This is a genomic window from Actinoplanes sp. NPDC051494 (assembly GCF_044454705.1).
Classification (GTDB): Bacteria; Actinomycetota; Actinomycetes; order Mycobacteriales; family Micromonosporaceae; genus Actinoplanes.
In genome coordinates this window covers 1,082,189-1,107,644 of the sequence record NZ_JBITDZ010000002.1, presented here as the reverse complement: position 1 = coordinate 1,107,644, position 25,456 = coordinate 1,082,189, and the positions used below count along the sequence as shown (strand labels likewise).

At 70.4% G+C, this 25,456-nt stretch carries 19 protein-coding genes; 8 read left to right on the top strand and 11 right to left on the bottom strand.

All coding sequences use genetic code 11. The features are described 5' to 3' along the window. Positions 1–10 precede the first annotated feature (10 nt). Positions 11–1,582, bottom strand: a complete 1,572-nt coding sequence (locus ACIA6A_RS11760; protein ID WP_396097459.1) for a methylmalonyl-CoA mutase — start codon at positions 1,580–1,582, stop codon at positions 11–13. Positions 1,583–1,768: 186 nt separating this feature from the next. Between ACIA6A_RS11760 and ACIA6A_RS11755 the strand changes: the two genes are divergently transcribed. After that, positions 1,769–3,733 (top strand): protein kinase, encoded by a 1,965-nt coding sequence (locus tag ACIA6A_RS11755; protein ID WP_396097458.1) that lies wholly within the window; start codon positions 1,769–1,771, stop codon positions 3,731–3,733. 27 nt (positions 3,734–3,760) lie between these two features. Further along, entirely contained in the window at positions 3,761–5,407 is a 1,647-nt protein-coding gene (locus ACIA6A_RS11750; protein ID WP_396097457.1) for a phospho-sugar mutase, read from the top strand. Between the two features lie 24 nt (positions 5,408–5,431). On the opposite strand, the gene ACIA6A_RS11745 is transcribed toward ACIA6A_RS11750, so the two are convergent. The 3 genes from ACIA6A_RS11745 to ACIA6A_RS11735 are packed head-to-tail and all read right to left on the bottom strand — an operon-like array spanning position 5,432 to position 10,662. Further along, positions 5,432–6,118, bottom strand: a complete 687-nt coding sequence (locus tag ACIA6A_RS11745) for a GPP34 family phosphoprotein (protein ID WP_396097456.1) — start codon at positions 6,116–6,118, stop codon at positions 5,432–5,434. Between the two features lie 57 nt (positions 6,119–6,175). Beyond that, positions 6,176–7,093, bottom strand: coding sequence for a GT-D fold domain-containing glycosyltransferase (locus tag ACIA6A_RS11740; RefSeq protein WP_396097455.1), 918 nt, complete (start codon positions 7,091–7,093; stop codon positions 6,176–6,178). Further along, entirely contained in the window at positions 7,090–10,662 is a 3,573-nt protein-coding gene (locus ACIA6A_RS11735; RefSeq protein ID WP_396097454.1) for a CDP-glycerol glycerophosphotransferase family protein, read from the bottom strand. The genes ACIA6A_RS11740 and ACIA6A_RS11735 overlap by 4 nt, the downstream gene beginning before the upstream one ends. Positions 10,663–10,702: 40 nt before the next feature. On the opposite strand from ACIA6A_RS11735, the gene ACIA6A_RS11730 reads away from it, so the two are divergent. After that, positions 10,703–11,224, top strand: a complete 522-nt coding sequence (locus tag ACIA6A_RS11730) for an NUDIX hydrolase (RefSeq protein WP_396097453.1) — start codon at positions 10,703–10,705, stop codon at positions 11,222–11,224. Here the strand turns inward: ACIA6A_RS11730 and upp are convergent. Beyond that, complete coding sequence (gene upp, locus ACIA6A_RS11725; RefSeq protein ID WP_396097452.1) at positions 11,221–11,853, bottom strand: uracil phosphoribosyltransferase; 633 nt, start codon at positions 11,851–11,853, stop codon at positions 11,221–11,223. The genes ACIA6A_RS11730 and upp overlap by 4 nt on opposite strands. A 62-nt stretch (positions 11,854–11,915) precedes the next feature. Between upp and deoC the strand changes: the two genes are divergently transcribed. From deoC to ACIA6A_RS11700, 5 genes are all read left to right on the top strand, one after another. After that, positions 11,916–12,830, top strand: coding sequence for a deoxyribose-phosphate aldolase (gene deoC, locus ACIA6A_RS11720; RefSeq protein ID WP_396097451.1), 915 nt, complete (start codon positions 11,916–11,918; stop codon positions 12,828–12,830). Positions 12,831–12,835: 5 nt separating this feature from the next. Continuing rightward, positions 12,836–14,260, top strand: a complete 1,425-nt coding sequence (locus ACIA6A_RS11715; RefSeq protein WP_396097450.1) for an aldehyde dehydrogenase family protein — start codon at positions 12,836–12,838, stop codon at positions 14,258–14,260. Then, positions 14,253–15,077 carry an aldehyde dehydrogenase family protein gene (locus ACIA6A_RS11710; protein WP_396097449.1) on the top strand — a complete coding sequence of 275 codons (825 nt, stop codon included), beginning with the start codon at positions 14,253–14,255 and terminating at the stop codon, positions 15,075–15,077. Before ACIA6A_RS11715 ends, ACIA6A_RS11710 begins: the two co-directional genes overlap by 8 nt. A gap of 115 nt (positions 15,078–15,192) precedes the next feature. Continuing rightward, complete coding sequence (locus ACIA6A_RS11705; RefSeq protein WP_396097448.1) at positions 15,193–16,101, top strand: DNA primase; 909 nt, start codon at positions 15,193–15,195, stop codon at positions 16,099–16,101. Positions 16,102–16,125: 24 nt separating this feature from the next. Beyond that, on the top strand, positions 16,126–18,375 hold the full coding sequence (locus tag ACIA6A_RS11700; protein WP_396097447.1) for a transposase: 2,250 nt from the start codon (positions 16,126–16,128) through the stop codon (positions 18,373–18,375). Between the two features lie 54 nt (positions 18,376–18,429). Here ACIA6A_RS11700 and ACIA6A_RS11695 read toward each other — a convergent pair whose 3' ends face one another. From ACIA6A_RS11695 to ACIA6A_RS11670, 6 genes are all read right to left on the bottom strand, one after another. Continuing rightward, positions 18,430–18,831, bottom strand: a complete 402-nt coding sequence (locus ACIA6A_RS11695) for a hypothetical protein (protein WP_396097446.1) — start codon at positions 18,829–18,831, stop codon at positions 18,430–18,432. Between the two features lie 549 nt (positions 18,832–19,380). Then, positions 19,381–19,797 (bottom strand): hypothetical protein, encoded by a 417-nt coding sequence (locus ACIA6A_RS11690; protein WP_396097445.1) that lies wholly within the window; start codon positions 19,795–19,797, stop codon positions 19,381–19,383. Between the two features lie 69 nt (positions 19,798–19,866). Then, positions 19,867–20,454 carry a GTP-binding protein gene (locus ACIA6A_RS11685; RefSeq protein ID WP_396097649.1) on the bottom strand — a complete coding sequence of 196 codons (588 nt, stop codon included), beginning with the start codon at positions 20,452–20,454 and terminating at the stop codon, positions 19,867–19,869. A 1-nt stretch (position 20,455) separates the two neighbouring features. After that, entirely contained in the window at positions 20,456–20,830 is a 375-nt protein-coding gene (locus ACIA6A_RS11680; protein ID WP_396097648.1) for a DUF742 domain-containing protein, read from the bottom strand. 92 nt (positions 20,831–20,922) lie between these two features. Next, positions 20,923–21,327, bottom strand: a complete 405-nt coding sequence (locus tag ACIA6A_RS11675; RefSeq protein ID WP_014447580.1) for a roadblock/LC7 domain-containing protein — start codon at positions 21,325–21,327, stop codon at positions 20,923–20,925. Continuing rightward, the gene (locus ACIA6A_RS11670; protein WP_396097444.1) at positions 21,324–25,052 is read right to left on the bottom strand and encodes a nitrate- and nitrite sensing domain-containing protein; all 3,729 of its coding nucleotides are present in this window, start codon (positions 25,050–25,052) and stop codon (positions 21,324–21,326) included. Before ACIA6A_RS11670 ends, ACIA6A_RS11675 begins: the two co-directional genes overlap by 4 nt. Positions 25,053–25,456: the final 404 nt, after the last annotated feature.

Below are 25,456 nucleotides of genomic sequence, written 5' to 3'. Positions count from 1 at the left end.
TGCATCGTGATCAGAAGTGCTCGACAGGGTGATAAACGCCCCACACACCACGCAGCGTGTGGCAGACCTCGCCGACGGTCGCCTTGAGCCGGAGCGCCTCGCGCATCGGGGGCAGCACGTTGTCCGTACCCTCCGCGGCCTTCCGCAGGTCGGCGAGGGCCGCCTCGACCGCGGCGGAATCCCGGTTCGCGCGCAGCTCGGCGAGGCGGGCGGCCTGGTCGGAGCCGATGCTCGGGTCGACCCGCAGCGGCTCGTAGTGCTCCTCCTCGTCGGCGACGAACCGGTTCACCCCCACCACGACCCGCTCACCGCCGTCGATCTGCTGCGAGATCCGGTACGCGGACGTCTCGATCTCCTGCTTCTGGAAGCCCTGCTCGATCGCGTCGACCGCCGAACCGTACGAGAACACCCGCTCGATCAAGCCGGTCGCGATGGCCTCCACCTCGTCGGTCATGGCCTCGATGACGTACGAGCCGGCGAACGGGTCCACGGTGTCCACCAGCCCGCTCTCGTACGCGATGACCTGCTGGGTCCGCAGCGCGAGCCGGGCCGCCTTCTCGCTGGGCAGGGCGATCGCCTCGTCGTAGGCGTTGGTGTGCAGCGACTGGGTACCCCCCGCAACCGCGCCGAGCGCCTGCACCGCGACGCGTACCAGATTGACCTCGGGCTGCTGCGCGGTGAGCTGGACCCCCGCGGTCTGGGTGTGGAACCGCAGCATCAGCGACTTGGGATTCTTCGCCCCGAAGTCGTCACGCATGATCCGCGCCCACATCCGCCGGGCGGCCCGGAACTTGGCGATCTCCTCCAGCAGCGTGGTGCGGGCGACGAAGAAGAACGACAACCGGGGCGCGAAGTCGTCGACCGCGAGCCCGGCGGCGATCGCGGCCCGGACGTACTCGATGCCGTTGGCCAGGGTGAACGCGATCTCCTGCGCGGGGGTCGCCCCGGCCTCGGCCATGTGGTAGCCGGAGATGGAGATGGTGTTCCACTTCGGGATCTCCGTGCGGCAGTACGCGAACGTGTCCGCGACCAGCCGCAGCGACGGCTTCGGCGGGAAGATGTAGGTCCCGCGGGCGATGTATTCCTTGAGGATGTCGTTCTGGATCGTGCCCTGCAGCGCCGGCCCGGGCACCCCCTGCTCCTCGGCCACCAGCTGATAGAGCAGCAGCAGCACCGAGCCGGGCGCGTTGATCGTCATCGAGGTGGAGACCTTGTCCAGCGGGATGTCGCGGAACAGCCGGCGCATGTCCTCGATCGAGTCGATGGCCACCCCGACCTTGCCGACCTCACCCTCGGCGATCGGGTCGTCGGAGTCATACCCCATCTGGGTGGGCAGGTCGAACGCGACCGACAGGCCCATGGTCCCGGCCCTGAGCAGCTGGTGGTAGCGGGCGTTGGACTCGGCCGCGGTGCCGAACCCGGCGTACTGCCGCATGGTCCAGGGACGCTTGGTGTACATCGTCGGATAGACACCACGGGTGTACGGGAACTCCCCCGGCCGCCCGAGCTTCTCCTCGACGTCCACGGGAAGATCAGCAGCCGCGTAGACGGCCTTTACCTCGAACCCCGACTCAGCATCCACACCCGGGATACTAGTCAGGAAGATTTCCTCCCCGGCGTCCGAAAAGTAACACCCAGGGCGATGATACGGCTACGTTACGTCGAGATGCTGAGAACAGTCGGCGACCGACTTCCGGAAACCGGGTGGGACCGGGCAAGATAGCGGGGTTGGCCGACCGCCCCCTAGACCCCCCTCGGTGGCATCTCTGTGACTCAGATCCCGACGTGGAGCAGCGGTAGCACCGCTCCGACCAGCAATCGCGCAGCCCCCGGCACCCTCATCGGCGGGCGTTACACCTTGCGTGCCGCGGTCGGTCATGGCGGCATGGGCACCGTCTGGCGTGCCGCCGACACGTTGCTGCGCAGAGACGTGGCCATCAAGGAGGTCATCCTCCCGCCCGGCCTGGCCCCCAGCGACCGCGACTCGATGTACGAACGCACCATGCGTGAGGCCCGCGCCGCCGCCGCCCTGCAGCACCCGGCGGTCGTCCAGGTCTACGACGTCGTCCACGAGAACGGCCGCCCCTGGATCGTCATGGAACTGCTCGAGGCGCGCAGCCTCGCGGACATGGTCATCGAGGACGGCCCGATCAACCCGCGGGTGGTCGCCAAGATCGGCATCGCCCTGCTCGGCGCGCTCGAGGTGGCCCACGCGCACGGTGTCCTGCACCGCGACGTCAAGCCGGCCAACGTCCTGATCTGCACCGACGGCCGCTGCGTGCTCACCGACTTCGGTGTGGCCCGGATGCCCACCGACGTTCAGCTCACCACGCCCGGCATGGTGCTCGGCTCGCCGCACTTCATCTCCCCCGAGCGCGCCATGGGCAGCGACTTCGGCCCGCCGAGCGACCTGTTCTCGCTGGGCGTGACGCTGTTCACCGCGATCGAGGGCCGGCCGCCGTTCGACAAGGGCGACCCGATCGAGACGATGCACGCCGTCGTCGAGGACCCGCCGACCCCGCCGGTGCGCTCCGGCTCGCTCACGCCGGTCCTGATGGGCCTGCTCGAGAAGGACCCGGCCCGCCGCTTCGACGTGCAGACCGCCCGCACGATGCTGCGCCAGCAGCTCGCCGGGCCGCTGGCCAGCAAGGCCCCGCCGCACATGATGACGGACCCGTACTCCGTCGTCCCGGCCCAGCGCCCGCCGGCCGCCGAGACCCAGCCGATCCCGCCGCCGCAGCCCTCCGGGCAGATCGGTGGCCGGGCCATGCTCGCCCCCGGCGAGTCGCTCTCCGGGCACCTGGCCAAGCTCAAGCAGGACGGCAACCAGCGGCCCAACCTGGTGCAGCCGCGCAACGACCAGCCCACCGGGGCGTACCCGCCGCCCCCGCCGATGGCCGGCAACCGCGACGGCGACCGCACCAGCGTCATCCCGGCGGCCTCCGGCGGCCACGGCGACACCACCAGCGTGATCCCGCCCCGGCAGCAGTGGGACGGCAGCCGCGCCGCCCGTGAGCCGTACCAGAGCGGCGCCGGCACGGTCGTCATGAGCCCGACCGCCCGGCGCAAGCAGATGATCGACAAGACCGTCGCCACGGTCCGGGAGGCCTCCGGCAAGGCGGTCACCACGGTCAAGGGCTGGCCGCGCAACACCCAGCTCGCCGCCGCCGGCGGCACCGCACTGGCACTGATCCTCGTGCTCGTCATCGCGTTCTCCGGCGACGACGACCAGGACAAGACCCCGGCCGCCGGCAACGCGCCGCAGGCCTCGGAACCCGCCGCCGCGGGCTTCCCCACGGTCGCCTACAAGGGCCGGGGCACCACCGTCTCGGTGCCCGAGGGCTGGACCAAGAAGTCCGGCGGCAGCTGGGTCGACTACCTCGACCCCGAGGCCCCGGACGGTGACTCGCTGCGCAAGGTCCGGCTCCTGGTAGAGCCGGCCAAGAGCGCACCCACAGCGTTCCTCAAGATCGCTGAGACCGGCCTCAAGAAGAAGGGCTCCAGCTGCCCGAAGCCCTACAAGCAGGTCGACCTCTCCGAACAGGAGATCGGCGGCAAGTCCGGCGCGGTCCTCGAATACACCTGCGACGGCAACCGGCACGGCCTCTGGGGCGCCATCGTCGAGGGCGGCAAGGCGTACTCGTTCTACATGACGAGCACCGAGGACCAGTTCGCCGAGAGCAAGCCCATCTTCGACGAGATGGTCAAGACCTTCACCCTCGACAGCCAGTAGGAACCTGAGCCGTGCTACGAACTGTGCATGGCAACAACTGACGACCTACGCGGGCTCGCCGAGACCTGGCTGGCCGACGACCCCGACCCGACCGGCCGCGACGAGATCCGGGCGCTGCTGGACGGCCTCCCGGAGACCACCGGCGAACTCGCCGACCGGTTCGCCGGCCCGCTCACGTTCGGCACCGCCGGGCTACGCGGGCAACTCCGGGCCGGGCCCAACGGCATGAACCCCGCCGTGGTCACCCGGGCCGCCGCCGGGCTGGTCGCCTGGCTCGCCGCCCAGAACGGCACCGGACCGCTGGTCATCGGCTACGACGCCCGGCACCGGTCCAAGGAGTTCGCCGAGCTGACCGCCCGGATCGCCACCGCGGCCGGACGCGAGGCGCTGGTGCTGCCCCGGCCGCTGCCGACCCCGGTGCTCGCGTACGCGGTGCGCAAGCTGGACGCGGTCGCCGGCGTCATGGTCACCGCCAGCCACAACCCGCCCCAGGACAACGGCTACAAGGTCTACCTGGGCGCCGCGCTCGGCGGACCGGCCGGTGCCGGGGCCCAGATCGTGCCGCCCGCCGACGCCGGCATCGAGACCGCCATCCGGGCCGTCGGGCCCATCGCCGGGGTCCCGCTGGGCGAACCCGGCACGGTCCTCGGCGACGAGATCATCCAGGGGTACGCCCGCAGCGCCGCCGCCGCGTTCGCCGAAGGGCCCCGGGAGCTGACGGTCGCGTACACGCCGTTGCACGGGGTCGGCGCCGAGGTCCTCACCGCCGCGTTCGCCGAAGCCGGCTTCCCCGCCCCCGCCGTGGTCGCCGAGCAGGCCGAGCCGGACCCCGACTTCCCCACCGTCGCGTTCCCCAACCCGGAGGAGAAGGGCGCGATGGACCTGCTCCTCGCGCTCGCCGCGGAAACCGGGGCCGACCTGGCCATCGCCAACGACCCCGACGCCGACCGGTGCGCGATCGCCATCCCGCTCGGCCCGGAAGCCGGCTGGCGGGCCCTGCGCGGTGACGAACTCGGCGTCCTGCTCGCCGACCACCTCATCCGCCGCGGCGTCCCCGGTACGTACGCGACCACGATCGTCTCGTCGAGCCAGCTCGGGGCGATCTGCGCGGCGCGCGGCATCCCGTACGCGGAGACCCTGACCGGCTTCAAATGGATCGTCCGCGCCGCCGAGGAGCTCGCCTACGGTTACGAGGAGGCGCTGGGTTACTGCGTCGCCCCGGACATGGTCCGCGACAAGGACGGCATCACCGCCGCCCTGACCGTGGCGGAACTCGCCGCGGCGCTCAAGGCCGAGGGCTCCTCGATCCGCGAACGCCTCGACGAACTCGACACCGAATTCGGCGTCCACCGCACCGACCAGCTCTCGGTCCGCGTCGCCGACCTCGGCGAGATCACCCGGATGATGGCCCACGTCCGCGCCAACCCCCCGGAAAACCTGCTCGGCGTCCCGGTGACCGCCGTCGAGGACCGCGCCCCGGACGCCGACGTGGTCACCCTGCGCACCGCCCAGGTCCGCGTGGTCATCCGCCCCTCGGGCACCGAGCCCAAGCTCAAGGCCTACCTCGAGGTCGTCGAGCCGCTCGGCACCGGCAAACTGGTCAACGCCCAGTTCCGCTCCGGCGCCGCGATGGCCCAGCTCCGCAAGGAGATAGCCACCGTCCTCGGCGTCTGACGGGCCTCGGCGTCCGACGGGCGCTCAGACGACCTTGGGGGCGCCCAGGGCGGCTCGGATGGCGTTGCCGAGGGTGGCGACCACCAGGGCGACGCTGGGACGGACGATGGAGTCCTCGAGGTTGGCCGTGCCGGAGAAGCCGGCCCCGCTCGCGATCTGCTCGAGGCGTTCGTGGGCGCGGGCCGCGTCCTCCGGGGGCAGGCGCAGGGCCGGCTCCATGCGGATGGCCACCAGCAGGGTGCAGAGCGCCGCGGTGCGCTCGTCCGGCACCTCGTCGGTGATCAGGGCCTCGGCGAGGCGCTTGCGGATCTCCGCCTCGAACGCCGGGTCGGTGGTCGGGTAACGGTGCAGGTGGATCACGCCGCCCATGGTGGTCTCGTCCTCGTCACGGATCACGCCGCGGGCGATGAGGTCCTCGAGCACGTGCTGGCGGAGCCGGTGACGCAGGCGCTGGACCCACTGGGCCGGGGTGTGCGGGTCGTCGGAGGCGGCCTTGGCGAGGATCCGGTCGGCGATCGGGTCACCCGTCGGGGTGGGGTCGTTGACGACCAGGTTGCCGGCGACGTACGCGATCCGTCCGGCGAGCGCGAGGTCGACCAGCACCGCCGCGGCCATGCCGAGGTCAAGTCCGATGCGGGAACCGGTCGCCTTGCCGGTCTGGTCGTCATACGCGAGGAGGAGGAGCTCCTCAGCGAGCGCGATGGAGGTCATGAGGCAAACGATAGTGGCCGGTGTCACCAGGGCAACGCCCGGAGGTCGGGCATCGGTCTAGCTCTTGACAACGTCGAGTGACTCGGGCCATGCCGCCCCCTTGAAGACATTCGCCCAGCTCTCGCTGATATGCCCCATGTCGATGGCCCATCGCCCGCGCTGGGACAGCCAGGCCGCCAGCAGGGTTCCACACGGTCCGAGAGCGAGCAGATACAGCTTGTCAGGATCGGCGGCTTCCAACTCTTCCATCAGACGAGGCAGATCCGCGTACGCGTCCTTGGCCGCCGAATACATGAAGTCGACCGATTTCGCGTTGCCGAACAGGGCCGGCTCCAGATGGAACCGCGACCCCTCCCCGGTGACGATGCGGACGTTCTGCCCGTCCCAGACGTCGCGCCACAGCTGCACCCCGCGCTGACCCAGGTGGGAGAAGTAGATCGGCCGGGACACGTGCGCCGCCCCGTAGTGCACGTCCGGGTTGAGCAACGGTTTCACCTCGGGCCAGATGTCCAGCCAGACCGAGGTCCAGTGCGCGTCCCGGAACGTGTACGGGAACGCCACCAGCAGCCGGTCCGGGTCGTAGCCGTCGAGGCCGAGCACCGCGCGCAGCTCCCCGGCGAGCCCCGCGGACCACGGCTGGAACCGCAGGTTGTACTGCGGGCGGAGCATGATCTTGAGTTCGCCGTCGCCGAACCGGGCCAGGCTCAGCCGGTCCCGGGCGACCCGGCGCATCGTCTCCTCGAAGCCGTACTGGCGGGCCTCGGTGAACTCCCGGATCTCCGCGAACATCGCCGTGGACGCGAACGCCCGGAAGGCCTCGAGGTATTTACGCTGCTCCTTGAGTTCCCACCTGATGTCGTACAGCAGCTCGTTGTTCTTCTTGACCGCCTTGAGCAGGCGAAGGTCCGGGGCCGGGGCGGCGAAGCGTTTCTTGATCAGTCCCCGGGTGCGGCGCCAAACGGACGGGGGGTTCATCCTGCCTCCAGCATGGTGTCGGCCAGTCGTGCGGCGGCGTTGCCGTCGTCGAGGTCGCAGGCCTTGGCGGCGAAAGCTCGGTACCGTTCGGAGTACAGCTCGGCGATCGTGTCGATGTCGCGGACGGCGCCGACCACCTCGGCCGACGTGGACAGCAGCGGCCCGGGCGCCTCCGCCTCGAAGTCGAAGTAGAAACCGCGCAGCTCGTCGCGGTAATGCGCCAGGTCGTAGGTGAAGAACAGGATCGGGCGGCCGGTGTTGGCGAAGTCGAACATCACCGAGGAGTAGTCGGTGATCAGGATGTCGGCGGCGGCGAGCAGGTCGGCCATGTCGGGGTATCCGGAGACGTCGTGGACGAAGCCGTCCCCGTCGCCCGGGATCTCGTCGAGCACGTTCGGGTGCCGGCGGACCAGCAACACGTGGTCGGCCCCGAGCCGGGCCGCGGCGTCCTCGATGTCGAGCTGCAGGGTCATCCGGTAGGCCCCGGCGCTGTGCTCGTCGTCACGCCACGTGGGCGCGTACAGGACGAGTTTGCGACCGGGCGGGAGACCGACGGCGGCCCGGACCCGTTCGGTGATCTCGGCCCGGTCCCGGAACAGGGCGTCGTTGCGCGGGTAACCGATCTCCATCAGCGCGCCGGAGTAGTCGAACGCGCTGCGCAGGATCGGCGAGCTGAACGTGTTGGGCGAGACGAGGAAACTCCAGTTCGGTGTCTCCAGGGCCAGTTTCTCCAGGTAGCGCTTGTCGGTGAAGCGCACGTCGGCGATGTCGAACCCGATCCGTTTGAGCGGGGTGCCGTGCCAGGTCTGCACGACGACCTGACCGTCGCGGCGGCGGAACCACTCGGGGAGGTGCTGGTTGGTGACGATGTAGCGGGCGGTGGCGAGGGATTCGTACCAGCGCTCGCTCCACAGCGGCAGCGGCTCGGCGGTGTGCGGCAGCGGCGCCTGACCGTCCACCGAGACCCACTGGTGCTCCAGGGGCAGGCCGCGGGCGACCAGTTCCTCGTGCACCGCGCGCGGGCTGTCGCTGTACTGCCGGCCGGTGAAGCTGTTGTAGACGACCACGTCGCGCAGGGGCTGTGCCCTCATGGCCGGGTAGTAACGCTCGCGCAGGCGGGCCTGGTGTGCCCGGCCGCGCTCCTCGTCGGGCAACGCGGAGCGGACCCGCAGGACCACCCGTTCGTCGGCGGTCAGGGCTTCGAGGGACACCCGGGGGGCGTCGCCGGCGAGGGGTACGGGCAGTGTGCTCAGGACTCCGGGGGCAGCCGGGAGGGGCTGGACGGGGCCGGCGCCGGCGCGGAACAGGACGTTCCAGGATCCGGCGCGCAGGCGGACGGCGGTGCCGAACGATTCGACCGCGATCGGGTCGACCTCGACGGACCAGGTGTCGCCGTCGACGCGTACCGGGAAGACCTTGGTCTCGCGGGCGTTGGCCGGGCGGAGCACCAGGCAGAAGCCGCCGCTGTCTTCGCCGGGGCCGCTCGCGGCGGGCCCGCTGTCGGCGGGCCCCCTGTCGGCGGATCCGTTGTCGGCGGATCCGTTGTCGGCGGATCCGTTGTCGGCGGGGTTGTGGAGTCGGCCGGTGAAGCGGAAGCGGCGGTCGGCTGAGCTGACGCCGGTCAGCACCGGGCCGGTCGGGATCGCGATCAGGACCGGGTCCCCACCGGGCCCGGGGTGCACGTGGACGGTCCGGGAGCCCAGCACGACCGGGTCCCATCGGCCGTCCACGGCCACCACGCAACTGACCTCCTGGGCACGTTTGTTGCCCACGCCGAGCCGGATCGTCCAGCGATCGGCCGGCTCGCCGATCCGCAGCGGCGGGTAGCCACCCTCCGCACGGCGCAGGTCACCCGCGGGCAGACGGACGGTGAACCGCTCGCCGTCCATCCGTACCGGATAGCGCTTCCAGGGCAGTCCCGGTGCCCGCGAGAGCGTCGCCGTGGTCGGCGCGAGGCCCCGGACCGTGCCCTCCAGGACCACCCCGTCGTCGTCCGCGTGCAGTCCGGTCAGGACCGCCGCCACGTGCTGCACCTTCACCCGCAGCCGGCCGCCGGTGAAATAGGGCACGATCCGCACGTCACCCAGGTGCATGGCGGTCAGCGGCAGCGGGTTGGCCGGCTGCCCCAGCTCCAGCGAGCCCTTGCTCTTACGGCCCAGGCCGACGACCCCGACGACCACGGCCCAGTCGCTGTCGCGCCGGTCCCCTTCCGGGGTACGAAGGGCAAGCGGGTCGATGAGTACCTCGAAGCCGGACCAGTCGTACCCGATGCGGGCCGAGCCGTGGTCCGCGGTGGCGTCCACGCAGCGCCGGTTGACCGCCGGGATCCGCCGGGTGCGATGCCCGCCGCTCTCCTTGAGCCACACCAGTCGCGACGTGCTCCAGCGCCGGGCCGCGGACTGTCCCGGGATGAACGCGTGCCCGCGGATCCGCAGCTTGCCGTCGACCCACTCGACCTCGTGCACCTTCGTCCGCGGGCGCGGGGTGCCGGCCACGAACAGCTCGCGCGGCAGCTGCGGCAACTTCTCGTGGTACAGGTCCATGTCGTGGTATCGGCGCAGGCCACGGCGGGCGATCCGGCGCTGGCGGCGCAGCACCGGCAGCAGCTCGAGGATCTCCGGCAGCATCCTGTTCCGGACCAGCGTCCAGAGCACCCGCTCCACGGCCGGCAGCTCCAGGATCGCTTCCGGGTCGACGGTGTCCAGGTACTCGTTGGTGCGCCGGAGGAACTCGCGCCGGTACTCGTCGTCGACCTTCGGGAGCACCCTCAGGAAGATCATCAGGTCACTCTTGAGCACCGACTCGTCGTACAGCCGCTTGATCTGCAGGTGTCCGGACCGTCCCAGCAGGCGGCTGACGTCCCAGCAGTTCCGCAGGCGGTCGAGGAAAGCCGGCAGCTCCTCGCGGCGCTGGGTGATCGACTTGTCCGGCCCCTCGCGTTCGCGCCAGTAGTAGACCGGCGTCTCCAGCACGTCCACCGCCTCGGCCAGCACGTGCGCGGGCACGGTGACCGGGATGTCCTCGTAGAGCACCCCCTCCGGGAAGCTCAGGTCGTGCTTGTCGAAGAAAGTCCGGCGGAAGACCTTGTTCCAGGCCGTCCGATCGCCCAGCAGGGCGGGCAATTGACTGACATGGGTACGCAGTTTCGTGGTCGCGAACGCCGCCCGGTGCATCGGTGACTGACTCAGTCCCCGGGTGGTCAGCCGCAGCACGTTGGCGCACGCGAAGTCGGAGCCGGTCTTCTCCAGGCTGCCGACCAGCAGCTCCGCCGCGTACGGGGCGAGCACGTCGTCGCTGTCGACGAACATCAGGTACTCGCCGGTGGCCGCCGCGGTGCCGGTGTTGCGGGCCGCGCCGAGTCCCGCGTTCTCCTTGCTGAGCAGCCGGAACCTCGGGTCCTCGGCGGCGAACCGCTCGGCGATCGCGGCGCTGCCGTCGGTCGACCCGTCGTCCACCATGATCACTTCGAGGGCGCCGCGGTACTGCCCGGCCAGCGATCCCAGGCATTCGGCGAGATAGGGCTCGACGTTGTAGATGGGCACGACGACGCTGAGGACCGGACTCGCCATTTCGGCAGGATATGCGCGTCACCGGTGCACCGTGGCGGACATGAGCCCTTCTGACCCCCTTAGGGTGTCAGCCGTGCAGGCGATTATCGCGACCCTCGGTTACGTCCTTTCACCAGATCATCGGGAGGTCCTGATGATCCGGCGGGACACCCGTCCGGATGATATCCACTACGGCTACTACAACGGCCTCGGCGGCAAGCTCGAACCGACCGAGGACGTGGTGTCCGGCCTGCGGCGGGAGATCCGCGAGGAGGCCGGTCTGGAATGCGTCACCGTCGATCTGGCGGGCACGATCTCGTGGCCGGGATTCGGGCGCGGCGGGGAGAACTGGTTCGGTTTCATCTATCGGATCCCGGCGTGGACCGGAACGCCGCTCGAGGGCAACGACGAGGGCAGCCTGCACTGGATGAAGGTCGCCGACGTCCTGACGGGCGAACTCCCGATGTGGGAGTCCGACCGCCATTTCCTGCCGCTCGTCTTCGCCGCGTCGCCGCGGGTCTTCCACGGCGTGATGCCGTTCGCGGCCGGCCGGGCGCTCTCCTGGTCGTACTCCACCGCTTAGAAGCGGGGCATGCCGCCGAACTGACGGTCGCCGGCGTCGCCGAGGCCGGGGACGATGTACTTGTTCTCGTTCAGGCCCTCGTCGATGCTGGCCGTGACCAGGCGCATCGGCAGGCCCGAGGTGCGCAGCCGCTCAACGCCCTCCGGCGCGGCCAGCACGCAGCAGACCGTGACATCGGTGGCACCCCGGTCGACCAGCAGCTGCACGCAGTGCACCAGCGAGCCGCCGGTGGCCAGCATCGGGTCCAGTACCAGCACCGGCAGCCCCGAGAGGTCGCCGGGCAGCGACTCCATGTAGGCGCGCGGCTCGTACGTGGCCTCGTCGCGGGCCAGGCCCACGAAGCCCATCGACGATTCGGGGAGCAGGGCCAGCGCCGAGTCGGCCATGCCGAGCCCGGCGCGCAGCACCGGCACGATCAGCGGCGGGTTGGCCAGCCGGGTGCCCTGGGTGGGCGCCACCGGCGTGGTGATCGGGTACTGCTCGGTGGCGAAGGTGCGAGCGGCCTCATAGACGACCATGGTGGTCAGCTCATGCAGCGCCGCGCGGAAGACACCGGAGTCGGTCTCGGCGTCGCGCATAGCGGTGAGTCGGGTCTGGGCCAGCGGGTGATCAACGACGAGTACGTCCACGGCGATCAACCTACCGGGGTTCTCCAAGATCAATTGCTGGTGGGCTGCGTAGAATCGATTTCATGACTGTGACGCTCGACCTCCGAGCCTCTTTACATGGCCTGCCCGGGGTCGACAAAGTGGGCGTCGAGGCCCGAGCCGCGGCACTGGCGACCCGCTCGGTGAAGACGACCGCCAAGGCCGCCGCCATCGACCTGGCCATCCGGATGGTCGACCTGACCACGCTGGAAGGCGCCGACACCCCCGGCAAGGTCCGCGCGCTGGCCGCCAAGGCGCTGCGCCCCGACCCCGCCGACCCCAGCTGCCCGCACGTCGGCGCGGTCTGCGTCTATCCCGCCATGGTCCCGTACGTCGCCGAGGTGCTGGCCGGTTCCGGCGTGCACCTCGCGAGCGTGGCGACGGCGTTCCCGTCCGGCCAGGCACCGCTCGAGGTCAAGCTCGCCGACACCCGCGACGCGGTGGCCGCCGGCGCCGACGAGATCGACATGGTGATCAGCCGGGGCGCGTTCCTCGCCGGGCGCTACGACCACGTGTTCGAGGAGATCGTCGCCGTCAAGCAGGCCTGCGGCAGCGCGCACCTCAAGGTGATCCTGGAGACCGGCGAGCTCGCGACGTACGACAACGTCCGCCGCGCCTCCTGGCTGGCCATGCACGCCGGCGCCGACTTCATCAAGACCTCCACCGGTAAGGTCCCGGTCGCGGCGACCCTGCCGGTGACCCTGGTGATGCTGGAGGCGGTCCGCGACTTCCGTGCCCTCACCGGGCGCCAGGTCGGGGTCAAGCCGGCCGGTGGCATCAAGACCACCAAGGACGCCATCAAGTACCTGGTGATGATCAATGAGACGGTCGGCGACGACTGGCTCGACCCGGACTGGTTCCGGTTCGGTGCCTCGTCGCTGCTGAACGACCTGCTGATGCAGCGGACCAAGCTCACGACCGGCCACTACGCCGGTCCGGACTACTTCACCCTGGACTGATCACGATGTTCGAGTACGCCCCCGCACCCGAGTCCCGCTCGGTCGTCGACATCGCGTCGTCCTACGGGCTCTTCATCGACGGTTCCTTCGACGCGCCCGCCGCCGGCGGCGTCTTCAAGACCGTGAACCCGGCCACCGAGGAGGTCCTCGCCGAGGTCGCCACCGCCGGTACCGAGGACGTCGACCGGGCCGTCGCCGCCGCCCGGCGCGCGGCCGGGCCCTGGGCCGCGTTGCCCGGCGCCGAACGCGCCAAGTACCTCTTCCGGATCGCCCGGATCATCCAGGAGCGCTCCCGCGAGCTCGCCGTGCTCGAGACCCTCGACAACGGCAAGCCGATCAAGGAGTCCCGCGACGTCGACCTGCCACTGGTCGCCGCGCACTTCTTCTACTACGCGGGCTGGGCCGACAAGCTCGGGTACGCGGGCTTCGGTGCCGAGCCCCGTCCGCTCGGCGTGGCCGCCCAGGTCATCCCGTGGAACTTCCCGCTGATGATGCTCGCGTGGAAGATCGCCCCGGCGCTGGCCACCGGCAACACGGTCGTGCTCAAGCCGGCCGAGACCACCCCGCTGTCGGCGCTGTTCTTCGCCGACATCTGCCGCCAGGCCGAGCTGCCCCCGGGCGTCGTCAACATCATCACCGGCGCCGGTGACACCGGCCGCTACCTGGTCGAACACCCCGGCGTCGACAAGGTCGCGTTCACCGGTTCCACCGAGGTCGGCCGGCAGATCGCCCGCGCGGTCGCCGGCACCGGCAAGCGGCTCAGCCTCGAGCTCGGCGGCAAGGGCGCCAACATCGTGTTCGACGACGCACCGATCGACCAGGCCGTCGAGGGCATCGTCAACGGCATCTTCTTCAACCAGGGGCACGTCTGCTGCGCCGGCTCCCGCCTGCTCGTCCAGGAGTCCGTCGCCGACGAGGTCCTCACCGCGCTGAAGCGGCGGATGGCGACACTGCGCGTCGGCGACCCGCTCGACAAGAACACCGACATCGGCGCGATCAACTCGTTCGACCAGCTCGAACGCATCCGGGCCCTCTCCGACGCCGGTGCGGCGGAAGGCGCGGAACGCTGGTCGCCGCCGTGCGAGCTGCCGTCCCAGGGCTTCTGGTTCGCCCCGACGATCTTCACCGGGGTGACCCAGGCGCACCGGGTGGCGCGCGAGGAGATCTTCGGGCCGGTCTTGTCGGTGCTCACGTTCCGTACCCCGGCGGAGGCCGTCGAGAAGGCCAACAACACGCCGTACGGCCTGTCCGCGGGTATCTGGAGCGACAAGGGTTCGCGCATCCTGGCCGTGGCTGACAAGCTGCGTGCCGGTGTCGTCTGGGCCAACACGTTCAACAAGTTCGACCCGGCCTCGCCCTTCGGCGGCTACAAGGAGTCGGGATACGGCCGTGAAGGCGGCCGCCACGGCCTGGAGGCGTACCTTGCCTGATTTCGCAGTCACCCGTCTAGCGGTCCGCAAGACCTACAAGTTGTTCATCGGCGGGGCCTTCCCCCGCAGCGAGTCAGGACGGGTCTATCTCGTGGACGGTGACAACGTCGCCCTCGCCTCCCGTAAGGACGCACGGGACGCCGTCGTCGCGGCCCGGGCCGCCCAGCCGAAATGGGCCGGAGCCACCGCCTACAACCGCGGCCAGGTGCTGTATCGCGTCGCCGAGATGATCGAGGCCCGCCGCGACGAGTTCATCGCCCGCGGGGTCACCGCCGGCGAGCTGGACGCCGCGGTGGACCGCTGGGTCTGGTACGCGGGCTGGGCCGACAAGATCGCCCAGGTGACCGGCGGCGCGAACCCGGTGGCCGGGCCGTTCTTCAACATCTCCGCCCCCGAACCCACCGGCGTGGTCGCCGTCGTCGCCCCCGCCTCGTTCCTCGGGCTGGTCAGCGTCATCGCCCCGGCGATCGTCACGGGCAACACGGTCGTCGTGCTCGCCGTCGCCCCGCAGGCCGCCATCACGCTCGCCGAGGTGCTCGCCACCTCGGACGTACCCGGCGGGGTGGTGAACATTCTCACCGGCGACCCGGCCGAGACCGCGCCCTGGCTCGCCTCGCACGACGACGTCAACGCCGTCGACCTCACCGGTGTCACCGACGAACAGCAGGCCACCGAGCTGGAGCGGGCCGCCGCCGGCAGCCTGAAGCGGGTGATCCGGCCATCGGCGGACGGCACCGGATTCACCGGCGACCCCGGCCTGAAGCCGATGACAGCTCTGCTGGAGACCAAGACCGTCTGGCACCCCAAGGGTTTCTGAGCGTTTCCGGGGGTTGATTCCGACCGCGGTCGGGCAGTTCCCAGGAGCGACCACTAAGGTGTGTGCCCAGACTCACCCGTCCGAACAGCTCGCGTGAACCAACCCGGAGGTCAGCGTGGCCAGCCAGTCGCCCGAAGAGGCCACTACGGTTAATGAGGAGACGACGGCCACGACCGGCGCCTCCGGCCGTGAGCTGTGGGACGAGGCCCGGATCCAGCCGGTGGAGATCGCGATGCCCGGCGGTGTCGGCCTGACCCTGCGGGCCTACCGCAGGGCCTCCGAGGTCACCGCCACCGAGGTCACGGTGGACGAGGACGACCCGTTCGAGGCACGTGAGCGGGCCCGTGAGGCCCGTGAGGCGATCGAGGAAGGCGCGATCGTCGACGACGAGTTCGCCGCCCTGGTCACCGAGGGCGAGCCGGTCAAGGACGGCAAGCCCGGCACCCTGCGCGACGAGAACGGCGACCTGGTCGAGGAACCCGACCCCGAGGACTTCAAGGACGACGAGCCGGCCGAGGCGGTCGCCCAGGCGGAGGACGAGGAAGTACCCGTCTTCCTGAGCCACCGCGGCAAACTGCTGGTCTTCAAGACCCCCGAGTCGCTGGTCTCCTTCATTCAATCGGGTGCACCGCACGACCTCGCACAGCTCGACACCTGGGCGACCGTCGCCGAGCGGGTACAGTCGTCCGACATCGACCCGTCGCAGGACGACCGCTACGAGCTCGACCTCGTGGTGGAGAACCTGCGCGGCGGCCACGACACGTGGGACCTGCCGCTCCTGATCGCGGCGGGCGAGGTGGCCCGAGACCTGGGTCACGCACTGCGCCTGAAGCCGGTCATCCTGGCGCTGGCCGCCGGTTCACCGCTCGACGACCTGGACGAGTCCCTGCGGTCGGCAGAGAGTGGCGGAATGGGCGGTTTCTTCGGGCGGCGCAAGCTCCGTAAAATCGGGGCACAGCAGGCGAGTCTGGGTTGGCGTTCGGTAATCGGCAAGATCTCTGCTGCCGTGGACTGGCGCGACTGACCCTGGACCAGGGACCATCAGTCCTTGGCCGAAAACAGCAGTCCCGGGGAGGAGGACGACGCCGTGGCGCTCGTGCGCGTGTTCTGCGGTCTCGCGTCGGCAGATGAGAAGGTGCGTTCGGCCTCGGCCGGAGCCGCACTGACCATCGCCGTGGTGGACGACGCGGGCCGGCTGCTCGGAGTCCACGAGATCAGCGACGACCCGTCGGGCTATGCCCAGCTGGGAACGCTGCTCGTGGAACGGACGAGTGGATTCGCCGAGGCCGCTGTGGCAGCGGACAGCGACGACCACATGGTCACCTCGCTGCTCACCGCCGCCGGGCGTCCCCTCATCGTCGCCGACGACGACTCCGTGGACGACTTCGCGGAGCGCTTCTCCGACGACACCTCCCCGGACGAGATGAACGCACCGCCGGCCGCCCGCCGCGCCGTGGGCCTGGCCCGGGCGCTGCAGGCCGGTGCGATCGCCGCCGTCGCCATCCCCGCCCCGCGCGAGCTGGTGACCTACAAGCCCGTGCTCGCCGCCCACGTGGCGATGCTCAACGGCCGGCACGCCGCCTCGATCGCCCTGCGCGAGGTGCTGCGTGAGCTGTATCCGGCGGCGCTCCGGGCGTACCCGGACCCGGCCCACCCGCTGGCGCTGGCCGTCCTCGACGCCCTGCCCGAGCCGGGCCGGCTGACCTCCAACGGCGGCACCACCGAGCAGGTCGCTGAAAGCGTCGCCCGCGAGCTGACACGGGCCGGCGCCGGCACCGAGGACCAGGTCGTCTCCGCCGTCACCGCGCTGCTGGTGGCCATCAACGAGTCGCCCCGCCGCGGTGGCGTCAACAAGTCCCTCGCCCCCGCCGCGGCCGACACCGTCCGCCACGCGATCGGCGCGGTCAAAGCCTGCGACGCGGCCTGCGAAGCCCTCGTCGGCACGCTCGCCGCCCGCTCGGGCACCGCGAGCCCCGGCCGCCGTCAGGCCGGCTCCCGCCGCGCCGTCGAGCCCGCCGCCGCCGCGGGTCTGGCCGCCATCCGCCCCAGCGACACCAGCAGCCGCATCGGCGCCCTGAGCCGCCGCAACCGCCCCGACCCCGCGGTCGCCGGCAACGGCCTGGTCACGCCGCACCCGCTGACCAGCCCACCGAGCGCCCCCAGCCCGTCGATGCCGCCGCCGCTCGCCCCGCGCCCGGTCACCGGTTCGCCCCGCCCGGTCACCAGCCCGCCGATGGCCCCGGCCGCCGGTCTGCCCACCCGGACCACGGGCCCCAGCAGCCGTCCCGTCTCGGTGCCGCCGCCCCCGCCGGGCATGACACCGATCACCCCGGGCACCCGCCCCAACTCGGTGCCCCCGGCCGACTCCGGCCAGCCGTTCCGCCCCACCCTCACCAACGCGGCCATGAGCAGCGCCCGGGCGGAACGTCAGCGCACGGTCATCCCGCCGCGGCCCAACACCCGCAACGGCTCGGCCCCCGCCGCCAACGGCGCCACGGACTTCTCCCTGCCGATGCCGACCCAGCGCGCGACCACCCCCGACCTCCCCGAGCCCGGCTCCCGCGCCAACTGGCCGCTGCTCAACCCGGGCGAGGACCCGCTCGCCCCGAGCGCGGTCAGCAGCCCGCCCGCCGACGGCCGGGTCAGGCCCCCGTGGCAGGACATGCCCAAGGAGCCCCCGTCGCTGCGCCTCGTCGACGGCCTCAACGCCCTCAACGGCCTCGCGAACACCCCGCCCGACGTCACCGCGGTCTCTGACCCGCCGTCCCTGCGCCTGGTCGACGACCGCCGCAACGGTGGCCGGGCCGCCCGCCGGGCCCCCGCCCTCACCGCACTGGACCGCAGCACCACCCCGCCGGTCCCCGCGGAAGGCGACGGCGACCTGCTCATCTTCGCCGCGGCCCGGTCAGCCTGGTTCACCGGCCACACCGACGAGGACACCCCGCAGTCGGCCCTCGACTGGGCCAGCCCCATGGACACCGGCTGGCGAGCGGCCGAGAAGGCCTCCGCCCCGGAGATCTCCGCCTCGACCAACGCCGGCCTGCCCAAGCGGGTCCCCCAGGCCAACCTGGTCCCCGGCTCCCCGCTGCGCGAAGAACGCCCCAGCCGCATCGTCCGCGACGCGGCCAGCATCGCCGCCCACACCACGGGCTACTTCCGGGGCTGGCGCCGAGGCCAGGAAATCGGCGGCTACGCCATCGGCGGCCGGCCCGGTCGCGAAGCAGCCGGCGGCTGGGACTTCAGCCGAGAGGGCCAGCCCGAGGACGACTTCCGCAACGCGGGCTACCCCAGCCGCTGATATCAGCCCCACCACACTGCCGGCCCACGCTCGTACGTGGGCCGGCAGTCTGCGTTACATCAGCTCGTCGGCAGCCCGCAGGGTGTCCGCGGCCCGCACCCGCTCCTGCGGCGTCAGAGCCACAGACCGGGCTTCACCTAGTACCGATGCCGCCTTGGCTGGATCATCCATCCCCAGGGCGATCTCAGCCCGATAGACCAACGCCTCAACCAGGGTCACCGCATCAGCCTCCACGCCGGCCCCCACTCGGCTTTCCGGCGCGGCGGTCTCGTCGCGGGAAGCGAGCGCCCGCCGCAGGGCGCCGTCCAGAATTTTGGCGGCCTGACCCAAATCCCCCCGACTGTCCCCCTGAACAATCGCATTCTCCAACGCCAGCCCCAGCCGCCCCGCGACGCCCGCTGCCGCCGTCCCGGCAGCTTCGACCTTCTCCGTGACCGGCCCCGACGATCCAGGCACAGCAACTCCGCCCGCTCCGGCAGGCCCGCCCAGCTCTTCAGACCCGTGTGGGGCGAGGTCAGCCGCCGAAGGGTCAGATGAGTTGATGTCGGTCATGACGAGGCCAGAGGGGGTGAGCTCAGCCGAGGTGAGGACGTGATCGGCCGAGGCGGGATCGGTCCCAGCGGAGCCTGACGAGGTGAGATCAGTCGCGGATGACGTCAGCCCGGCAGACCCAGACCGGGCCGGCTCAGAGTCGGCGGGCGCAGAGCCGCCCGAGCCAGAGCGGCCCGGGCCAGAGCCGGCGGCCTCAACGCGGGCGGTCTTGGAGCGGGCCGGGTCAGAGCGAGCGGACTCAGAGCCAGCCAACCCAGAGCTAGCGGTCCCCGAACGGCCCGGCTCAGAGCGGGCGGACTCAGAGCCAGTCGATCCAGCGCTAGCGGTCTCCGAACGGCCCGGCTCAGAGCGGGCGGTCCCCGAACGGCCCGGCTCAGAGCGGGCGATCTTGGAGCGGGCTGGGCCAGAGTGAGCGGATTCAGAGCCGGCCGACCCAGAGCCGACGGGATCAGCCTAGGCGGGATCAGCCTGGGCGGGGGCTGGGGCCGCTGTGATGCGGATCCAGTTTCCACCGGGGTCGATCACGCTGAAGCCCGTGACGCCGTTCATGTTCTTCTTGGGGCGGGGTCGGGTCATCCGGGGAAGCCGCTGATCGGCACCCGGCCGTACCGGGAGCGTAGGCCCTCTGCGAAAAGCCTCGTGCAGGCCTGCGACGTCCGGGGACAGGACCAGGCAGGTACCGTACGACTGTTCCGGGTCGCAGTCTGGCATGCCGAAGAAGTGGAGGTTGAGGTCTTCTCGGCGCATTGCCACGTAGGGGTTGGGCTTGGTCTGACGATAGGTGGTGACGAAGCCTAGCGCCTGGTAGAAGTCTGCGGTTTCGTCGATGTCGGCGCAGGGCAAGAGCGGGACGGTCACCTCGTGAGCCATGCCGCCACTCTAGGAAATGGGCATGCAAAAGTCCCGCTCTGGTGAACAGAGCGGGACTTCGACAAGCTGTCAGGCGGGCGCTACCGCTCGCGTGCGTCGCATGGTCAGGACGTACTCGACCAGGGAGATCAAGACGTTCTTCGTCGACTCACGGTTGCGGGCGTCGCAGCTCACGACCGGGACGTCGGACGAGATCGCCAGTGCGTCCCGTACGTCCTGGGCATTGTGATACTGCATGCCGTCGAAGCAGTTTATGGCGACCAGGTACGGCAGCCTGCGGTGCTCGAAGAAGTCGATCGCGGCGAAGCAGTCGGCGAGCCGACGTGTGTCCACCATGACGACCGCACCGATGGCACCGCGTACCAGCTCGTCCCACATGAACCAGAAACGTGTCTGGCCCGGTGTTCCGAACAGGTACAGGATCAAGTCCCGGTCGATGCTGATGCGGCCGAAGTCCATGGCAACAGTGGTTGTCGTCCTACCCGGCACCTGCCGGTTGTCGTCGACGCCCACACCAGCTGAGGTCATGATGGCCTCAGTGGTCAGCGGGGTGATTTCCGAGACGGACCCCACCAACGTCGTTTTACCGACGCCGAACCCACCGGCGATAACAATCTTCGCCGATGTCACGCGCCCGGCCGTTGGCCGGCGCGACATGTCAGAGCCTGCGAAGTCCACTCAGCACCCTTTCCAGCAGTTCCGTACCCACCGCGTCGGTTTCATCTTCCAGCGATGTCGGCTCGTAGACCGCCACCAAGCCGTCGTGGGCCATGTCGGCGACGATCACTCGAGTCACCCCGAGCGGTAGTTGCATGCGTGCGGCGATCTCTGCCAGCGACTGGACTCTGCCGCCGTCACACATCGCTGCGATGTACTGGTGTTCGCTCCCGCCCCGGCCCGGTCCTGTGGACCGGCCACGGACGGTGGTCTCGACGAGCGCTTCCAGCGCAATCTCCAGCTTGGGCCGAGTCCGGCCACGGGTGACGGCGTATGGTCTGACCAGCGCGCCGGTCGGCTCATCGCGTTCAGGCATCGTCACCGCTCACCTCATTTCTCGGCCCATAGAAGTTTCTCTCACTGTCAAGCTTTTTGACAGATACCGGACGGATCCGGTGCACCATCCGTTCAGCCGAGTACTCCGGCAGCCGAGCGGGGTGCCGGCGTCAGAGCCTCGCCCACCCGGTCGACCAGAAGGGCCATCTCGTAGCCCACCTGGCCGACGTCACAGCTGCGAGCAGCCAGGACGGCGAACGAGGAGCCGTCGGAGATCGACATCAGGAAAAGGAACCCGTTGTCCATCTCGACGACCGTCTGAAGGACCGCACCGCCCTCGAAGCACCGAGCGGCGCCCTGGGTCAGGCTGACCAGGCCGGAGGCGATGGCCGCCAGCTGGTCGGCACGGTCACGTGGGAGGTCCCGCGAGGCCGCGAGCAGCAGACCGTCGGCGGAGACCGCGATCGCGTGCGCCACCCCGGGAACGCGGTCGGCAAAGTTGGCGAGAAGCCAACCCAGATCCTGCGTACTTGTCATGCCTCATGCTCCTTGCCAGCCTGCGAGGACAGCTGCCCTCCCGGAGTTTCCTCCGGGTTGGTCGATTGTTCCTTCGTACGACCCCGTTGCACACCTCGGTGGTAAGCGGACAGGAGCCCGCGAACCGCCTCGGGAGTGCGCTTCTGCACGGAGGTCTCGGCCCGGTCGACGCCACCCGGGACGAGCTGTGCCATCGGTGTACGGCGCGGCAAGCCGGCCGTCGTCGTGGTATCCACCGGCATGTCGGCCGCCTTGCGGGCAGCCTGCCAGCCGTCGTCGGCCGCCGTCTGCCACGGACCGTTCCCGTTGCCGTTCACGGCGCCGTTGGCGGCTCCGTGCCCGGTTCCGTTGACGGCCCCGTTCGACGCTACCGCGCCGACGGGCTCCGGGTCCCGCTCGAGGACGATCCGCTCCGGTTCCGGCTCCGGTGCCGGCTGCGGCATCGGCGGGACGGAACGGATCGGCTCCCCGGTCGGGATGCGCTGGGACAACACCGCGTCATTCTCCACGACCGGAGCCGGCTTCGACTCGGCCGCAGGGGTGGCCTTCGACTCAGCCGGACGGGCGGTCATGAACCACGCCGACTCGAGCTCCCGGAAGATCGGCAGCTCCATGGTCTCGTCCGCGAACTGGGACTGACCGTCGCCACCGGCCCGCTGACGGGCGGCGGACTGAGCCGCGGCGATCTGCGCGGCCGCGGTCGCCTGGGCCACCGAAGGCTGCCGGTTGGCCACCTCGTGGGCCGGCGCGGGACGCTCGGTCGCTGCGGGGGTGCCGTTCTGCGGGTTGGTCGGACGAGCCACCTGCGGCTGCTGTCCGGTGCCGTTCGGGCGGTATCGCGGCAGCTCCGCGGTCATGTCCAGGGCGGCCGCGAGGCTCTCCGGGACGTGCGGGGTGTCGCGGTCCGCGGCGACCGGCGGCCAGGCCGGCGGAGCGGAGGGTACGGGCGGAGCAGAGTACTGCCGGGCCGGGGGTGCCGAGGTCGGCGGGCCCGAGACGGGCGGCTGCGACGCCGGACGACCACCGGTGAACGGCGGAGCGGACTGCACCGGGGGTGCGGAGACGGGCGGCACCGGGGGTGCCGAGACCGGCGGGTTGAACGGCGACCGGCTCGGGGTCTCCGGGCTCGGCGGCAGCTGCCGCGGAATCGTGTGCCCGAAAGCAGCGGTCTCGTCGGCGCGGAAGTTCTCACCGTTGCGACGCTGCGGCAGACCGTCACCGAAGTTGTTCGGGTCGCCCGCCTGCGGAAGCGGCGGGATGGGCTCGTTGCTGCGCGGGCCGTGGAAGCCGTTGGGCGCCGCGGTGCCGTTGGAGCCACCGAAGCCGTTCGGCTGGCCGCCGAACCCGTTGGGCTGTCCACCGAATCCGTTGGGCTGGTCGGCGAAGCCGTTGGGGGCGCCACCGAAACCGTTGCCGTTGGCACCGTTGGACGGACCGCCGAAGCCGTTGGAGCCGTTGCCGTTGGCACCGTTCGACGGGCCACCGAAGCCGTTGGCGGGCTCGAAGCCGTTCGACGGCGCACCGGTCAGGTCGGACCAGGCCGGGACGTTGCGACCGGCACCCGCGCCGAGCATGCCACCGTTGGGCATCGGCGGGTTCGGGTCGTACGGGCGTCCGCCACCGAAGCCGTTGGACGAGCTGCTCTCGAGCGCCAGCGGCGGCTCGGTGAACGACTGCCGCTGCGGTTCCTGACCGAACGGCGGGAGCGGGCTGCCCGCCGGGAGGCGGTTGGCCGCGCCGCCGATGACCAGCACGCTGGTCGGCAGTCCGACGTCGGCGATGGTGCCACGCTCGGTGTCGGCCGGCCGCAGCTCAACCCGCACAGCGTGCCGGTTGGCCAGCCGGGCGACCACGACCAGGCCCATCATCCGGGAGACGGCCACGTCGACCATCGGGGGGTTGGCGAGCCGCTCGTTGAGCTCGTTGAGCTGCTCGCGGCTGATGCCGATGCCGCGGTCCTCGACCGAGAGCACCGCTCCGTCGCCGAGGCGCCGGGCCTCGACCACCACGTGGCTGTTCGGCGGCGAGAACGCGGTCGCGTTGTCGAAGAGCTCGGCGACCAGGTGGACCATGTCGTTGACCGCGTGGGCGGCCACCTCGATGTCCCGGTCGATGACGCCGAACTCGATGCGGGTGTAGTGCTCGACCTCGGACTGGGCGGCGCGGAGCACGTCGATCAGAGCGGCGGGCTCGCGCTGCACACGGGTCGAGTCGGCGCCGGCGAGAACCAGGAGGTTTTCGTCGTTCCGGCGCATTCGGGTGGCCAGGTGGTCGAGCTGGAAGAGCTCGGCCAGGCGGTCCGGGTCCTCCTCGCCGCGTTCCAGGCGGTCCAGGTGACCGATGAGCCGGTCGACCAGGATCTGGGAACGACGGGCGAGGTTGACGAACATCGTCGAGACGGAGGCACGCAGGGCGGCCTGTTCGGCCGCGGTCCGCACCGCTTCGAGGTGGACCGCGTTGAACGCCTCGGTCACCTGCCCGAACTCGTCCCGGCTGCGCACCGGCAGCGGCTCGGCGACCTGGTCGGCGACCTGCGCCGGGGTCAGCGAACCGGACAGGGCCGGGTCACGCAGCCGCTCGACCGCCTGGGGCAGGCCGAACTGGGCGACGTTGAGCGCACCCTGACGCAGTTCCCGCAGCGAGCGGGCCATGGAGCGAGCGACCAACCACGCGAACGTGATCGCGAGCAGGAGCAGGCCGATCAGGATGCTGGTCTCGATGAAGACCCGGCGCTGCACGGTGTCGCGGATGTCGGTGGCCTGGGCCACGATGCCTTCGTCGAGCTTGTTCTCCACACTGCGGAACAAGTCGTTGTAGCCGATCATCGCGGTTTCCCACTGGTCCCGGTTGAACGGGATCAGTTTGGTGTTCGGACCGCTCAGTTCGTTCAGCTGGCCGGTGAGGTTGGTCGCGGCGCGCTTGGCGGGACCGTTCACCACCCGGGTGACGAGGGCCTTGTCCTCGGTCGTGCCGACCTGATCCGACGTCGAGTCGGCGATCTGGAAGCCGGCCTCGGTGGTCAGGAACTCCTTGCGGAGTGTCTCGTTGAAGTCACCGACACCGAGAACCTTATGACCGACGTCACGCTGCTGGGAGATGTAGTCCTTGGCCCGGGCGACGGCGGCGACGTTACGCAGCCGGTCGCTGAGCTCGGTGTCCTGCGCCAGCTGGGCAGCGGCGTCACGCACCTGCAGGAGGTCTTCGATCAACAGGGTGTACGACGCCTCGACGTCATCCGGCTTGTACTTGCCGTTGACCGTCTGGGTCCGGATGGCCGGCAGTTCCTCGAGGTTGTTGTCGAGGCGCTGGAGCAGGACGTTTACCGACTCGGAGTCGATGTCGAGCGCGTTCTTCTGCTGCGAGTAAGGCTTCTGGGCCTCGATGACCTTCGGGGCCTCGCGGCTGTAGGCGAGCTCGGCGGCCTTGCGGTCAGCCGAGTCGGCCGGGGTGGTCGCGATCATCACGCCGAAAGCGCGTTCGTTCTGCAAGTGGTCAACGAGTCCACCGGCGGCCTGGGAAAGCACAGACAGCGTACGGGCACGTTCGGCGTTGCTCGCCTCGTCGATGTGGTCGATCAGACCGCTGGTTCCGACGATGATCGTCGCCAGCGTCGGCACGAGCATGATCAGCCCGAGCTTCGACCAGATCGGCATGTCCCGCAGCCGGCTGGCCGGCCGGCGGAGACGCGACATGGCGCCGTTTGCCGCCTGGGGGCGCTTGCTCACGTCACCGTCCTCCTGATTCGGACCCGGCGTTCGGATCGCCGGGCACCGCACACGGCCGACACACCGGGTCGGGCCCCCGAGATTCCATCACGACGAGTGTCAAAGAGAAAGAGCAGCCTGACCCGGACCGTTTGTGTGATGCGAAGTCGCGTCTTAAGACGGGTCGCTCGCCGGTCAGTCATCACTGCTCGTATATGGATGCATCTCTTAACGTCACTCAATCCGGTTGGCTCGACGGGGTCTCCGCGTTGGCCGACCGGGCCGGACCGACCTGCGATCGCGGCAGCACAGACGATTGCTCGCGCACGGGCCCACGGCAAGGCAAGATGCCGGATTGTGCAGTGTTTGTAGAGTGGAATCTGGCCGAACGGCTGATCCGGCTGACCGAATCGCCAGTTTCGACG